This is a genomic window from Bacillus spongiae, from assembly GCF_037120725.1.
Lineage (GTDB): Bacteria > Bacillota > Bacilli > Bacillales > Bacillaceae_K > Bacillus_CI > Bacillus_CI spongiae.
In genome coordinates this window covers 310337-324507 of the sequence record NZ_JBBAXC010000003.1, presented here as the reverse complement: position 1 = coordinate 324507, position 14171 = coordinate 310337, and the positions used below count along the sequence as shown (strand labels likewise).

Here is a 14171-nt window from a genome sequence, read left to right as displayed (position 1 = left end):
CTATGAGTGTGAAGACTGTTCCTCATGCCCATTTCGTTCATCATGCACAAAAGCAAAAGAAGGCAATAATCGAAAACTAATGGTGAATGAAAATTGGGAACATCAAAAAGAATATGTAAGAGCCAAGCTTTCAGAAGAAAAAACGAGGGCCATTTATCGAAAACGGAAAATCGATGTGGAACCAGTTTTTGGATTCTTGAAAGCGAATTTGTGTTTCTCCCGATTTTCTGTACGTGGAAAATCAAAGGTAGAAAACGAAATGGGTCTCGCGTTAATGGCAGTGAATTTAAGAAAATTCACTGCCATTAACTAAGGTTATACAAGTATACAAACCCAAAAATAAAAGAAAGGTGAATTTGAGAACTCTCAAATTCACCTTTCTCACTTTTTGAAGCTAGTTATGTCCCAGCCTCCTTTATTTGAAAAAAACTATTGATATTTATTAAATCCTTCTTTTACTGCCCAATAATGATGTTCGTGGAAAAGAAGTTGTTTCACCCTCTTTATATCAATCCCTTCTATGTAATGATCATCTTCTATTAGTTCTTATAAAAGACGGGGAAATGCACTTATATATACAAAAACTTCATTAATAAATGGACACTGGAAACTATTTAAAGATAATTCTATTATTCAATATTATTAAATTGGATAATGGGAATCTAATCTCTTTTTAGAAAGGTGTATTCTAGTAGGATTTGAGGATTTTGGCAATTTACAAGGTTAAGGGGTAGTACCACTACCGTAATAAGGAAATGTCAAGCTTACAATAAGTTGTTTAAGTTTAATACTAAACACGCATCCCCCGCCCTGTATTGGGTCATTAAGGATACCTTAGCACTTACAGTCATTTCTTCAAAAATCGCACCCAATTCTAGAAGACTTAAAATCAGATAAGTTTAAAGGATATTATCTCATTATTTGAATAACAAACCAACTGTGCTTTGCAATAAACTTTAATTAAAGATGTACTTATTGATGCATATAGACAAAAACTCTCACTAATATATGTAAGCTCTCTTTTAATTAATCTTCTTATTATTTTTATCTCTTATAATAATTTCATATGGTATTTCTTTAATGGATAACTCTTCTATTTTCAACTCAATTATTCTTTCCACATAATTTTCAATTTCCTTAACCTTCTCACCTGAGCTTTTGAACCAACTCTTATTTATGTTTGTCTTTATTATAATCTCCAATGGCAGAGGGTTGAACGAATAAGCAAACCCTCTATATTCATCGAATTTCTTATTTGTTTCTTCCTTTATTGCAGTTAATATGGGTTGCCATTCCATATCTCTTATCTCACTTTCGCTTTTCTTCTTTAATTTAACTGTATAGTTCGTATTTGTCTCTGATAATATAGCATTAGAAATGTGTGTTGCAAGTTCATCATCCCCTACAATATCTTTATCTATTCCTTTAATTATGATTTCATTCTTCGATATACCCGATAAAGAATAGGAAAGGTTATTATATCCTTTTTCCTTTAATACATCCGAAACGGCTCTTGAAACCTTATCTAATGATTCCATCAACTCATTATCCTCTTTATTTTGGGCAATATTCCTATCATCTATCCAAAACTCTATTTTAAAATCATTAAATCCTACCTCTTTTGCAGTATTAATGATAATATTTTCAATCTGAGCCTTATTGTCATCTAAAAAATCTTTATCATTAACTTGTGCGGTTAAAATACGTTCTTCATTAGAGTAACTTAACCCTACTTCTCCGAATCCATTGTCCTTTAATTCTTTTGAACTATTTGTCAATAACTTTTCTATTTTCTCTTTTTCAACTTTAGTTTCTTTCATACTTATAATTAATTCATTTTCAACTTGTTTGTCAGATTTAGCTATTTCCGAACCATCTGAGTTCCTTACAAAGAAAAAAGCCGATCCAGAAATGATTATGAATAAAACAATACCAATAACAATTTTTTTCATATATCCATACCTCCTTATTAGAATGTATGTCCAATTTTTTATTCTCATTCTTTATTCTTCTGACTATTTGTATCTTGCACTTTCGCCAGCTATTGAGTTTTCTTTTTACTTACAAACGACCTTGCCTCTTCCTTTATCTTTTATTTTTGCCTTTCCATACTTATCTGCCTGATAATAATGTGTTGTTAACTGTTCAAATTGTGCAGAATTACCCATACCCTATGTAGTCATCTTATTTTATAAAATAAAAACCTTTGAAAGGCATGTAGCCTATCAAGTTTCTATAATAGTTATCATTGCTGATATAAGGTAATTCCCAAATCAATTTTCTACAATAATATTTCTCTCGGGATATAGTTCCATCATTCTCCTTTTTCAAAAATACACTAGAATTTCACCAAATTGCTTACTGAATTTTTATTTTCAACTGAATCAGTGTAGTCTTCTAAAAAGAAGTCACCTAACGACCAAGTGTTTATAAATTGTTCAATTTGCTTTCGATCACCATTAAATTGTTCTTCAAATTCTTCTAAATTACTTTGATAAAACTCAGAAATAAAATTATGACCTTTTACTTCAATAACCTCGGGGCATAGAACACTTGAAATGGCTATAAAATCCTCTATGGTACATAGTATTTGCGGCATGATTCATAAAAGAAACCCCATTTTGAATTTTATATTCATTAAATTTTTCATTTTTTACTATACTTTTGTGTTTCAATTTATACATCCTCCTATTCATTGATTTATTCTCCATCCCTTCTGCGTTTATCATTTTTTGATACGGAAATACCCTTTTAGAATTTTGAATAATTCCACTGTCAATTTACAGTTCTTTTATCTACCCTTTAGTTTTAGATTTAATATTATTAGCCTTTTAATAATGATACTTTAACAAAACAATATCTTAATAAATTAATAATTGGTAAAAAATAGGTGTGATTTTAATCACACTTTGTTAAATTTGTTATTTATATAATAATTATCAATTCTAAGAAATTTTTAGGAGATTAAATAATGTAAGAGGAGGTCATTCAAGAGATATCATAATATTAAGCTATTTTTCACAAAATCCCTTTGTCTCCCCGTCCCTTTTGTATTAGAAGGTTCTTACAACAAGTAAAACACTACTGTTTTGTAGAAATGTAACATAGTTTATTACTAATTGACTGAATATTTAATACATAATAATAGTGCAGGGTGTATTTATCGGCAAAGAAAAAGGATGATAAATACATCATCACCCTAAAGTACAATATTATTTCAGGTCTTTTTTGCATCTAGCAAACACATAGTCTAACTCCTTTAAGACAATGATTCACCTTAGTCAAAAGTAACCATATAAAGTTTATTACTACATGCAAACGGAAAAAAAGTTTAGCAAAAGACCATAGTAAATGGTAAAAAATATCCATTCTTATCAGATTTATCTATTAAGATAAAATATCCAACCAAATTTTCACAGCTGTAATAACTATTAAAAACGCTAGAATAATTTGTAGTACTTTCGTATTAATCTTTTGCCCTGCCCTGGCTCCAAGTGGAGATGCGATTAAGCTAGCAATGACCATGATCAACGCTGGATAATACTCAACTTGTCCCGTCGTAATTTTGCCTACAGTTGTTCCGATTGAAGAAATAAATGTAATGGCTAATGATGAGGCAATCGTCATTCGAGTTGGAATCTTCAATACAACGAGCATAATCGGGACTAACAGAAAGGCACCTGCCGCTCCTACAATACCTGCACCAACACCAACTACTAACGCTAGTAAAGCTGCAACCCATTTATTAAACTTCACCTGATTAAGGGGTATATCATCAATTCCCTTTTTAGGAATAAACATCATCATAGCTGCAATGAGTGCCAAAAACCCATATATTATATTTATACCTGCTTCAGTCATTAGCTTTGACCCATACCCACCTATAAAACTACCAATTAAAATACTAGCACCCATGTATCCAATTAATTCCTTATTTAAATATCCGCCTTTTCTATAAGCCCACACACCACCAATTGTCGCAAAAAACACTTGAACAGCACTAATCCCAGCCACTTCATGTGCACTAAAAGCTGCTAACCCAAATATGGGCGGGATATATAAAAGCATGGGATATTTTATAATAGAGCCGCCAATTCCTAGCATACCGGATAAATATGAACCGAAAAAGCCAATCAAGAAAATGATTATGATAAAATTTAAGTCCATGTTTTCCCCCTCAAAGAAAAGGGAACCAAAATCGGTTCCCATATTGTATTAACCTTTTTTTATCCAAAACTTCAAAACACCGTTCTCTTCTTCATAATTTAATAATTCATGACCACCTGATAAGGCCCATGCTGTAAGATCATTTTTTGCCCCTTTATCGGTTGTATGAATTTCCAGTATTTGACCCGCTTCAAGTTGAGCAATACTCATCTTCGTTTTTACAAGTGGCATCGGACATGCCAACCCTTTTGCATCTAACACTTTTGCTGTTTTCATAATTTTTTACCTCTTTCCTATAAAGTTATCGTACCGCACATCGATTTGGCCCAATCTCCATCTCCCGTTGCTTTTCTTCATTAGGGTTCCTTTTCCCCATATTCGTTTCCCGTATTTCTTGATAAGCATTTGGCTGTGGCGGCAAGTTTTCCGTTACTAACTTTCTAAATTCATTTTCATCTTGAACGTTTAATCCATGATTTGATGCATATAGTACTCCGAGTTTTTCAGAAACACTTCCATCTTCATTTAGTTCATCGATTACCATAAAATGTGCAGGCAGAACGATTAACTCGTCAGATAAATTCCTGAAACGTACATATAGACTCTCTCTTAAATCTTCAACCCAGTCCTCTGCCATACCAGCCAAATCTGGTCTTCCAATGGAATCGATAAATAATATATCTCCTGATAGTAAGAATTTTTCATCCACAACAAAAGAGGTTGATCCAATTGTATGACCTGGAGAGTATAAGGAATGAATGGACATGGCTGTATGACCAATTGCCATCCTTAGTCCATCCTTTAAAGGTTGATAATTAAATGTTACTTCACCGGCATCCTTTGGAGGCAACCAGTATGTTGCCCCTGTCTTTTCAGCCATCATTCTTCCACCAGAGATGTGATCTGCATGTAAGTGGGTATCCAAGACGTGCGTAATTTTAACTCCTTTTCTTTCGGCAAAATCTAAATAAGTATTTACCATCCTTGTTGAATCAATTATCGCTGCCTCACCATTTGAAATGACCATATAAGAGAGACAGCCCTTTCCGATTCGAACAAACTGATAAATTTCACCCCCATCTGTTAAATCTGCTATTTTAATTGGTTCCAAATGTTCACTCCAAGCCTTCATTCCTCCTTTTAAATAGGATACTGAATGACCTGCATCAGAAAGCATTTCGGCTATCAAAATAGAAGAACCCTCTTTTGCACATACGACTATAACTTGTTTATCCGTTGGAATCTTTTCAATAACTTCTTCCACACCATCAAGTAAGTCAAAATAAGGAATATTTAAATAATCAAAGTTTTTCCCTTCAATTTTCCAATCCTCAAAAGCAATTTCATTTCGAACATCTAAAATAAATAATTCTTCATTGTTTATTATTTTTTCTGTTACTTTTTTTGCATCCATTACCTTTACCGTCATTCTTTTTACCCCCTTAGGTATATTTTATTATAAAAAAATATAGTAAACTCCGATTTCAATCCCGCTTGTTAGGAATGGATTGAAACATAATCTTTATCCTTATATCGTTTACGAATATTGATTCTTCATTTGCATCGATATTTTCTGTTATAAAAGTATAGAATAGCAGTGTAATACCTCTATCCTCATTCTTTATAATAACTAACTGTTTCTCCTGACCACTGTTTCATACCCGGTAAAACATTACTAACATTCGTAAATCCGTATTCTGCTAATTTTTGTGCAGCAAGGTCACTACGGACACCTGTATGGCACACGACATATATCTCATCATCTTTGTTTAAATCACTTATACGACTTGCTAATTCCCCTAAAGGTATCGACAAAGCATTTGGGATATGATTAAATGCATACTCAGCTGCTTCCCTTACATCAAGGAGAATAATTTTTTCCCCTTCTTTTAATTTCTTCTCCAATACTTCATTATTCGTTACATTTGGATGTTTCTTTTCACTAATCTCCTCATTAGAAGACTTTCTTAAATAATGTTTAATCACATTTCCTTCTTCAAGAGTACCTAAATGTTGGTGACCAGTGCTGTTACACCACGCTTTAATGTCCGCTATTGAACCTCTATCTGTTGCTTGAACTTCTAAAACTAAACCGGGTGCTAGATTATTTATTGCCTTCTTCGTTTTCACAATCGGCATGGGGCATGATAATCCTTTTGCGTCTAGTGTTACATTTACTTTAATGTTTCTCATCTTATAGCCTCCTATCTCAAATACCTACAAGGGTATTAATTAAGCTAAAATTTTTTATTCCATTTCCCCTGTCCAAGAAAGCATTCCACCTTCCATGTTAACCACATTAAACCCCTGACTTGTCAAAAAGTTTACTGCACGACTACTTCTCCCACCTGATTGACAAACAATCACGTACTCTTTAGATTTATCTAGTTCGTGCATTCGAAATTCAATTAGCCCCAATGGAATATTTTCAGAGCCTGGAATCCTTCCCATTGCTACTTCATGTGCTTCACGTACATCTATGATATTTACGACCTTTCCTTGATTAACTAATAATTCTACTTCCATTGCTGTCTTCTCCTTCATCACACACCCTCCTTCCTTCTTTAAATAGAAATATGTTTTATGCCTAGATGAATCCAATCATGTTAAATAAATAAATTTACATTTCCGTTTTCAGCATCTGCCAAATACGCTCCAACACCAGCATATTCAATTTTGTCCAATAACTCTTCTTGTTGTAAACCTAACAAGTCCATCGTCATTGTACAGGCAACTAATTTAACTCCTTGATCCTTTGCCATATCGATTAACTGAGGGAGGGGCATCGAATTATGCTTTTTCATCACAGCTTTAATCATCTTTGGACCAAAACCTAAATAATTCATCTTTGTCAGTCCCATTTTATCAGCCCCTCGTGGCATCATTTTACTAAACATTTTTTCCATAAAACCTTTTTCTAACTGAACTTTTTCATCCTTACGTAATGCATTTAATCCCCAAAAAGTATGGAAAATGGTCACCTCGTGATTATAAGCAGCCGCTCCATTTGCAATGATGTAAGCCGCCATTACTTTGTCATATTCTCCACTAAATAATACGATGGTTGTTTGTTTCTTTTCTGTCATGTGAACCTCCTTATGATAAAATTATGTTTATACCCTATTAGGTATATTGTTTTTTAAAAAAATTTACTTTATACAATAACCCCAACAAATTTGGAAAGCTATTTATTAATAAGCGGCTTATACAATGTTTTTTAATTAACACCACCTCTTTAATACCCCTACGGGTATATTACTAAATAAAAAAAAGAGTGTCAACCCTTTTTTATCTACTTTTCACAAGAAGGTTGACAGCTTCTTTAATTAATTCATCCGCATCCTCCCCATTTTTTTCCGCCTCTACAACACATTCTACTAGGTTTGAGCTTACAATCACCCCTACGGTTCGATCAACAGCAGAGCGAACAGCTGACAATTGAGTTATTACTTCTTTGCATTCTTTGTTTTCGTCCATCATTTTTAAAACGCCTCTAAGCTGCCCCTCTATTCGTTTTAATCTATTTTTAATTTGATCATCGTATTCCATAGAAATTCTCCTATCTACTATAATTTAGAAAACACTATCTAATAGGAATTATTTTATACCCTACTTGGTATAGTGTCAACTAAACAGAAATAGATGTATTAAGGCCTTTATGAACAATTTAGTTAATAGAGTCTATTTTAGAGAACATTCAAAAACGATGTTTGTAAAGAGAAAAGAAAAACACGATTACAATAGATATTTCTCTTTTCTTCAACGAGCATCCTTTCCATTGTGAGAAAGGAATGTACATTTCTCCTGCTTTTATCTAGGTTTGTTTCAGGATTTTTTCGTTTTATTTCCGAACACAGAAGAATACGTTTTCCAGCCACCATCTATATTTTTAACATGATAGCCATGATTCCTTAAGATACAGCTTGCTAGATATCCTCTTAACCCAACTTGACAGCTGACGTAAATCGTTTCTTCTTTTGGGAGCTCTTCTAATCTAGCTCTTAAATCGTTTAATGGAATATGAATGGAACCTTCAATAAAGCCTAATTCACGTTCTTTTTGTTCGCGTACGTCAATCAATACTCCTCCATTTTCCATATACTTTTCAACTTCATACCACTGAATATGCTCTAATTCTCCGTTCATAATATTGGAGGCAACATAACCAGCCATGTTTACTGGGTCCTTTGCAGAAGAATAGGGTGGGGCATATGATAATTCTAAATTCGTTAAGTCCTCTACCGTTAACCCTCCCTTTATCGCAGTAGAAATAACATCTATTCGTTTATCAACCCCCTCTTCTCCAATTGCTTGCGCTCCATAAATACTGCCCGTTTCTTTATCAAAAATCAATTTGAGGGATAGGGCTTTGGCGCCTGGATAATATCCAGCATGAGAGCTTGGATGTATATGAATAACTTCATGAGGTATCTTTAAACGATTTAACTTTTTTTCATTATTTCCTGTAGCAGCAACCGTTAAGTCAAACACCTTGGCTATAGAAGTTCCAAGAGTCCCGTGATATTTTTCTTCTTTTCCAAGAATATTATTTGCTGCAATACGTCCTTGTCTATTAGCGGGACCTGCTAAAGGAACCATAAATTTTTGTCCATTAATATAATCCTCAACCTCTACTACATCCCCTACAGCATAAATATCCTCATTTGAGGTTTGAAGAAATTCGTTTACGATAATGCCTCCACGCTCTCCCAATTCCAACTTTGCTGTTTTAGCTAATTCATTTTCCGGTTGTACACCAATGGAAAGGATCGTAAAATCTGTTTCAACTTCAGTTCCATCAGCAAGAACGATTTTTTTTCCATTATCAATAAAAGATTTTACACTATTTTCTAGTATTACTTTCACTCCATGTTCTTTTAAATGAGTGTGTAAAACAGCCGCCATTTCGTAATCAATTGGTGCCATTACTTGCTTTCCCATTTCAATAATGGTTACTTCCAACCCTTTATTTACTAGGTTCTCGGCCATCTCAATTCCAATAAATCCACCGCCAATCACAACTGCTTTCTTCGGGTTTTTATGATCAACATAGCTCTTTATTTTATCTGTATCGGGTATATTTCTTAGTGTAAACAAAGTTTCATTCTCGTCCAATCCAGTAATGTCCGGTACTATCGGTCTTGCACCTGGAGATAACAAGAGCTTGTCATATGGTTCTTCATAAACCTCTCCTGAATGCAAATTTTTAATGGTTACGCTCTTATTCTCAGGGTTTATTTGCACCACTTCACTAAAAGTGCGAATATCTAAATTAAATCGGTTGGCCATCCCTTTTACGGTTTGGACGACTAATTTACTTCGTTCCTTAATTTTTTCACCAATATAATAGGGTAATCCACAGTTTGCAAATGAAATGTGTTCCCCTCGTTCAACGAGGACAATATCCAATTCTTCATTCAGTCTTCTTAACCTTGCTGCTGCAGTCGCACCTCCTGCAACTCCTCCTATAATAATTACTTTCTTCGTCATAACCATCCCTCCATCTACTTTCTTCTCAATATTGGTTGTTTTGAATTGAGCATTCTATTACTCACATTAAAAAAATAGCAGCGCCTTTTTCAGATTTTCATTATTTGACCATTTCCTAAAACCAATACCCGTATAGGTATAATAAAACAAAACTTAAAGCCTTGGAAGGACTTTTTTAACCATTCACATTTTGTTCATACCTTATTGAACATATAGTGAATTCGATGTAAGAAAGTAATCACTTAACAAAGTTAAGAATACAGCTAGTCATAGGTTTTATTTCCAATAAAAAAGCCAGAATTCCTTGTCAATCAAGGACCTTCTGGCTTTTAAGGATGATCTGAGAGGGATTCGAACCCCCGACCCCTTCCCTGTCAAGGAAGTATTCTCCCGCTGAACTATCAGATCATATATGTATATTAATTATTATATTTATTTTTACCCTATTGTCAATATTTTTTTTCATTTTGAATAAAGAACGAGTGTTCGCATATAATGATACTATAAGGACGGAGGTGCTATTCCTTTGAAGAATTTAAACTGGTCTTTAGACCATAATGTTCCAATTGAAGTCATATATCTTTCCAAAATCGGTCTTTGTACAAAACGAAAAATTGTGGTTCTTTCTATCCATTCTACTTATATAACAGCATATTGTTTGCTAAGAAAGCAAATAAGGACATTTTCTTTAGACAACATTTTAGCCACTCAAATAATAAACTCTTCTCTTAAAAATTCTTCTTAAATGCTACTATTTCATATAAATTTTCCAATAAAAAAAACCTCTAGACTGTGTCTAGAGGTTACCATTTATGCATTAGCTAGCTTTCGGTCACCCTTCTCTCTCGTCATGTATTGAATAACAAATATGATGACAAAAATAGCTAGACCAATAAAGTCTGTTGTGATTTGTGGGTAGATCAGTAATAATCCCCCAATCACTGAAATAATTCGTTCAATCCAATTCAGTTTTCGATACCAGAAACCAATCATTCCAGCACCTATCGCAATCATTCCTGTTACTGCTGTAAAGATAATCCATAGTAGCTCAGATGCTGTTGTGTCTATCATCAACAATTCTGGTGATAGAACAAACATATAAGGAATAATGAAGGCGGCAATCGCCAATTTAGCTGCATTGAACCCCGTTCGTATCGGTTCACCGCCGGAAACTCCCGATGCCGCAAAGGCAGCCAAAGCAACTGGTGGTGTAATATCTGCAATAATACCGAAATAAAATACAAATAAATGAGCAGCCAATTCTGGAGCACCTAATAATATAATGGCTGGTGCTGCAATGGTAGATGTGATAACATAGTTGGCTGTTGTTGGTGAACCCATTCCTAAAATGATGGAAGCTATCATCGTAAAGAATAACGTCAACAGTAATTTAGTGTCTGCTGTATTCGCTAAACTTGCTGCAAGATCGACTAAACCATTAGCTAGCTTTAGGCCAAGCCCTGTTTTCGTTACTACTCCGACAATAATTCCAGCACAGGCCGTTGCAGCTGCAACGGCTAAAGCCGTACGAGCCCCATCAACTAGTGCTTCAATTCCTTTTTTCAGTCCAATTCGCGTGTCTTTCCGAATCGCACTGACAACAATCGTTGATACAATAGACCAAAGTGCAGCTCTCATGACACTCATTCCGCTGACTAATAACACAACCACTGTTAAGATTGGAATCAGTAAATAAATCTTCTTAAATACTTCCTTTTTATTAGGCATCTCATCATCTGTTAAGCCTCTCAGTCCAATTCGCTTAGCTTCAAAGTGAGTCATAATCCAAATCCCAGTAAAATAAAGCAAAGCTGGGATTGCTGCTGCTTTAGCGATTTCCCAATAGGTCACTCCACCGATAAACTCTACCATTAAAAATGCGGCGGCTCCCATAATTGGTGGCATTAACTGGCCCCCTGTAGAGGCAGCAGCTTCTACCCCGCCAGCAAACTCTTTCTTGTAACCAAGCTTCTTCATCATTGGAATCGTAAAGGAACCGGATGTTACAACGTTTGCAACCGAGCTTCCACTAATCGTCCCTTGTAAAGCAGAAGAGAAGATGGCTACTTTAGCAGGACCTCCTGTTCGCTTTCCAGCAATGGCTACAGCCAGGTCATTAAAATATTGCCCTACTCCCGTTTTAACTAAAAATGAACCAAATAATAGAAATAAGAATATAAAGGTTGCTGATACATATAACGGAGTACCTAATATACCTTCCCCTGTAAAGAACATCGTTTTGACGATATCCTCTAAATCATAGCCGCGATGGGATAAAAATCCAGGCATCGACCTACCGTAATACATATAAAGTAAAAAGGTAACAGCGATTATTGTGATTGGTAGTCCCACAGCACGCCTTGTCGCTTCTAAAACGAGAAGGACGGCCAACAATCCAACCGCAAAATCCATAGTCGTCATAATCCCAACTCGATTGACAATCGTTTCTTGCATAATAGGCCAATAAGCACCTACAACGATTGATAGCGTTGCAAGAATCAGATCATACCAGGCAATCTTTCCTTTTTTTAAGTTCTTTTTCCTAGCAGGAAATAGCAGAAAAATAAGAGATAGTGCGAAGCCTAAATGAACACTTAATAAGATTTGTCTCGGAAATACTTGTGAGATTGATGCAAAAAGCTGAAATAGTGAGAAGGCAAGTAAGCCAAAGAAAATAACCCAGCCCATGACTCCCTTAAGATTTCTCGTATTCGATTCAGGATCATATTTCTCTAACAGCTCTTGTTGCTCTTCTGCCGATAATGTTTCATGGTTGTTACTCATGAATCTTCACTCCTTTCCACATTTGCCATACTGATAGCTTTTTAATTGAAATCTTTATCCCCGTCCCTCCATCAAAGAAAGAAGTAAACGGATAGGTGGCATCATTTATATGCAATAAATGATTTGCCTTCACTTGACCCACTCTCATATTTATAGAGGGAAACTCCCGACTCATGTTCGAGAGTTCATATTGACCATCTTCTGTTAATGTAAATGTTTCACCTTCACCTGCTGTTGCAGGCATCCCTATTGCCGTATCCTCGAACGTTAACTTCGTTTGAACGATGTTTAAGTTCTTACCCACCTTATACCATTCCTCTACTTGAGAAAGGTGAATAGAATGGGTGTACTCAATTTGAAAACGTTCTCCCACATGAATAGGCGAATAGGCAAATTGCTTTCCTTGGGAATCTTCCATAATAAACACTAAGCGGAACGGAAGAAACATTAAAATGAATAATAAAGTGAGGATAACGACGGAGAAAACTAGTTTATATCTCATTAGTATGTCCTTATTTTTCAATGAAAAGAGATAGACCGCACGAAAATTCGGTCTATCTCTTTCATTGAGCTTTGGTATTATTACTGAATGCCCATTTCATCAAAGTACTTTTTGGCACCAGGATGTAGTTCAATACCCATACCCTCTAGAGCGGTTTCTGCACTTATAATTTTACCTTTTGCGTGTGTAATTTTATCCGTATTTTCAAAAATTGCCTTTGTAATATCGTAGACAACGTCTTCCGGTAAATCCTCACGAGTTACAAGCATGGCACGAACAGCAACTGTTGTTACCGCATCGTCAACCTTACTATATGTTCCACCAGCAATTTCATCTTTTGCATAGTATGGATATTTTCCAACGATTTCTTCAATCTTATCGTCAGCAATTGACACAATCGAAATATCTTGTGTAGCCGCAAGTCCTTCTACTGAACCTGTTGGTGTTCCTGAAGTAATAAATGCTGCATCAATTGTTCCATCTTGAATTCCTGTAGTAGAATCATTGAACGATAAGTCACGAACAGTAAGATCATCAAATGTCATACCGTGGACTTCTAAAATTTGTTCCGCGTTTAAGCGAGTACCTGAACCCGCTTCCCCAACAGATACAACTTTTCCTTTTAAATCTTCGACAGTCTTAATTCCTGAAGCCTTCGTTGTCACGATTTGAATTGTTTCAGGATATAGTGTTGCAATTCCACGAGCAGTTTCTACTTTATTATCAGAAAACATTTGCTCGCCTTCTGCTGCATAGCTAGCAATATCCGTTTGCGTAAAGGCAACTTCAATTTTCCCGTCTTTTAGTGTTGCCATATTTTCAGCAGATGCACCGGATGTTTCAGCACTTGCATCTAATGAAGTCGCATCTTGAATTATGTCTGCAAAAGATCCTCCAAGAGGAAAGTATGTACCACCTGTACCTCCAGTTGCAATGGTAATAAAGTCTACCTCGCCACCTTCACCTTTATCGGAACCACCACCACATGCAGCAAGAACCATTGACACAGCAAGAAGTAAAATTGCTGATAAAATAAAACTCTTCTTTTTCATGAATGTACCCCCTTTAATAAAATTGCAATTCATCGTATACATTTTATCATATAAACAAAGGACCTTGTCAAATAAAAATAGAATTAATCTAAATAATATGCCTATTATGTATACATCTCCCCTATTATCACACTATAATCATGAGCGGAAATTAATTTAACGTTTACTATACACCG

General features: G+C 35.0%; 15 protein-coding genes and 1 tRNA gene. 2 read left to right on the top strand and 14 right to left on the bottom strand.

Features of this window, described 5'->3' with window-relative positions:
• The coding region (locus WAK64_RS05845) for a transposase (protein WP_336586006.1) at window positions 1-313 on the top strand (313 nt) is incomplete at its 5' end.
• 709 nt (window positions 314-1022) lie between these two features.
• Here the strand turns inward: WAK64_RS05845 and WAK64_RS05840 are convergent.
• The 11 genes from WAK64_RS05840 to WAK64_RS05790 form a co-directional block, all read right to left on the bottom strand.
• Window positions 1023-1952, bottom strand: a complete 930-nt coding sequence (locus tag WAK64_RS05840; RefSeq protein ID WP_336586005.1) for a hypothetical protein — start codon at window positions 1950-1952, stop codon at window positions 1023-1025.
• A gap of 386 nt (window positions 1953-2338) precedes the next feature.
• Window positions 2339-2599 carry a hypothetical protein gene (locus tag WAK64_RS05835; protein WP_336586004.1) on the bottom strand — a complete coding sequence of 87 codons (261 nt, stop codon included), beginning with the start codon at window positions 2597-2599 and terminating at the stop codon, window positions 2339-2341.
• Window positions 2600-3387: 788 nt separating this feature from the next.
• Complete coding sequence (locus WAK64_RS05830; RefSeq protein ID WP_336586003.1) at window positions 3388-4167, bottom strand: sulfite exporter TauE/SafE family protein; 780 nt, start codon at window positions 4165-4167, stop codon at window positions 3388-3390.
• Window positions 4168-4215: 48 nt separating this feature from the next.
• The gene (locus WAK64_RS05825) at window positions 4216-4443 is read right to left on the bottom strand and encodes a sulfurtransferase TusA family protein (RefSeq protein ID WP_336586002.1); all 228 of its coding nucleotides are present in this window, start codon (window positions 4441-4443) and stop codon (window positions 4216-4218) included.
• Window positions 4444-4468: 25 nt separating this feature from the next.
• A complete protein-coding gene (locus WAK64_RS05820; protein ID WP_336586001.1) occupies window positions 4469-5596 on the bottom strand; it encodes an MBL fold metallo-hydrolase in 1128 nt (375 codons plus the stop codon).
• A 185-nt stretch (window positions 5597-5781) separates the two neighbouring features.
• Window positions 5782-6360 (bottom strand): sulfurtransferase TusA family protein, encoded by a 579-nt coding sequence (locus tag WAK64_RS05815; RefSeq protein ID WP_336586000.1) that lies wholly within the window; start codon window positions 6358-6360, stop codon window positions 5782-5784.
• Window positions 6361-6414: 54 nt separating this feature from the next.
• On the bottom strand, window positions 6415-6711 hold the full coding sequence (locus WAK64_RS05810; RefSeq protein WP_336585999.1) for a rhodanese-like domain-containing protein: 297 nt from the start codon (window positions 6709-6711) through the stop codon (window positions 6415-6417).
• Window positions 6712-6773: 62 nt separating this feature from the next.
• Window positions 6774-7253, bottom strand: a complete 480-nt coding sequence (locus tag WAK64_RS05805) for a DsrE/DsrF/DrsH-like family protein (RefSeq protein WP_336585998.1) — start codon at window positions 7251-7253, stop codon at window positions 6774-6776.
• A 202-nt stretch (window positions 7254-7455) separates the two neighbouring features.
• Complete coding sequence (locus WAK64_RS05800) at window positions 7456-7716, bottom strand: metal-sensitive transcriptional regulator (protein ID WP_336585997.1); 261 nt, start codon at window positions 7714-7716, stop codon at window positions 7456-7458.
• Between the two features lie 276 nt (window positions 7717-7992).
• Window positions 7993-9657: an FAD-dependent oxidoreductase gene (locus tag WAK64_RS05795; RefSeq protein ID WP_336585996.1), complete on the bottom strand. Its 1665-nt coding sequence runs from the start codon at window positions 9655-9657 to the stop codon at window positions 7993-7995.
• A 336-nt stretch (window positions 9658-9993) separates the two neighbouring features.
• Window positions 9994-10065 (bottom strand) — tRNA-Val (locus WAK64_RS05790).
• 208 nt (window positions 10066-10273) lie between these two features.
• Here WAK64_RS05790 and WAK64_RS22555 point away from each other — a divergent pair.
• On the top strand, window positions 10274-10402 hold the full coding sequence (locus WAK64_RS22555; protein ID WP_473700444.1) for a WYL domain-containing protein: 129 nt from the start codon (window positions 10274-10276) through the stop codon (window positions 10400-10402).
• Between the two features lie 65 nt (window positions 10403-10467).
• Here WAK64_RS22555 and WAK64_RS05785 read toward each other — a convergent pair whose 3' ends face one another.
• From WAK64_RS05785 to WAK64_RS05775, 3 genes are all read right to left on the bottom strand, one after another.
• A complete protein-coding gene (locus WAK64_RS05785) occupies window positions 10468-12441 on the bottom strand; it encodes a TRAP transporter permease (RefSeq protein WP_336585995.1) in 1974 nt (657 codons plus the stop codon).
• On the bottom strand, window positions 12434-12943 hold the full coding sequence (locus WAK64_RS05780) for a DUF1850 domain-containing protein (protein WP_336585994.1): 510 nt from the start codon (window positions 12941-12943) through the stop codon (window positions 12434-12436). The genes WAK64_RS05785 and WAK64_RS05780 overlap by 8 nt, the downstream gene beginning before the upstream one ends.
• A gap of 80 nt (window positions 12944-13023) precedes the next feature.
• Window positions 13024-13995: a TAXI family TRAP transporter solute-binding subunit gene (locus tag WAK64_RS05775; RefSeq protein WP_336585993.1), complete on the bottom strand. Its 972-nt coding sequence runs from the start codon at window positions 13993-13995 to the stop codon at window positions 13024-13026.
• Between the last annotated feature and the right edge of the window lie 176 nt (window positions 13996-14171).

What these genes read in the sequence shown, in the direction of transcription:
- WAK64_RS05775 (WP_336585993.1), bottom strand. Translation starts at nt 13,995, where the DNA reads ATGAAAAAGAAGAGTTTTATTTTATCAGCAATTTTACTTCTTGCTGTG.
- WAK64_RS05835 (WP_336586004.1), bottom strand. Translation starts at nt 2,599, where the DNA reads ATGCCGCAAATACTATGTACCATAGAGGATTTTATAGCCATTTCAAGT.
- WAK64_RS05840 (WP_336586005.1), bottom strand. Translation starts at nt 1,952, where the DNA reads ATGAAAAAAATTGTTATTGGTATTGTTTTATTCATAATCATTTCTGGA.
- WAK64_RS05820 (WP_336586001.1), bottom strand. Translation starts at nt 5,596, where the DNA reads ATGACGGTAAAGGTAATGGATGCAAAAAAAGTAACAGAAAAAATAATA.
- WAK64_RS05795 (WP_336585996.1), bottom strand. Translation starts at nt 9,657, where the DNA reads ATGACGAAGAAAGTAATTATTATAGGAGGAGTTGCAGGAGGTGCGACT.
- WAK64_RS05810 (WP_336585999.1), bottom strand. Translation starts at nt 6,711, where the DNA reads ATGAAGGAGAAGACAGCAATGGAAGTAGAATTATTAGTTAATCAAGGA.
- WAK64_RS05815 (WP_336586000.1), bottom strand. Translation starts at nt 6,360, where the DNA reads ATGAGAAACATTAAAGTAAATGTAACACTAGACGCAAAAGGATTATCA.
- WAK64_RS05825 (WP_336586002.1), bottom strand. Translation starts at nt 4,443, where the DNA reads ATGAAAACAGCAAAAGTGTTAGATGCAAAAGGGTTGGCATGTCCGATG.
- WAK64_RS05800 (WP_336585997.1), bottom strand. Translation starts at nt 7,716, where the DNA reads ATGGAATACGATGATCAAATTAAAAATAGATTAAAACGAATAGAGGGG.
- WAK64_RS05780 (WP_336585994.1), bottom strand. Translation starts at nt 12,943, where the DNA reads ATGAGATATAAACTAGTTTTCTCCGTCGTTATCCTCACTTTATTATTC.
- WAK64_RS05785 (WP_336585995.1), bottom strand. Translation starts at nt 12,441, where the DNA reads ATGAGTAACAACCATGAAACATTATCGGCAGAAGAGCAACAAGAGCTG.
- WAK64_RS05805 (WP_336585998.1), bottom strand. Translation starts at nt 7,253, where the DNA reads ATGACAGAAAAGAAACAAACAACCATCGTATTATTTAGTGGAGAATAT.
- WAK64_RS05830 (WP_336586003.1), bottom strand. Translation starts at nt 4,167, where the DNA reads ATGGACTTAAATTTTATCATAATCATTTTCTTGATTGGCTTTTTCGGT.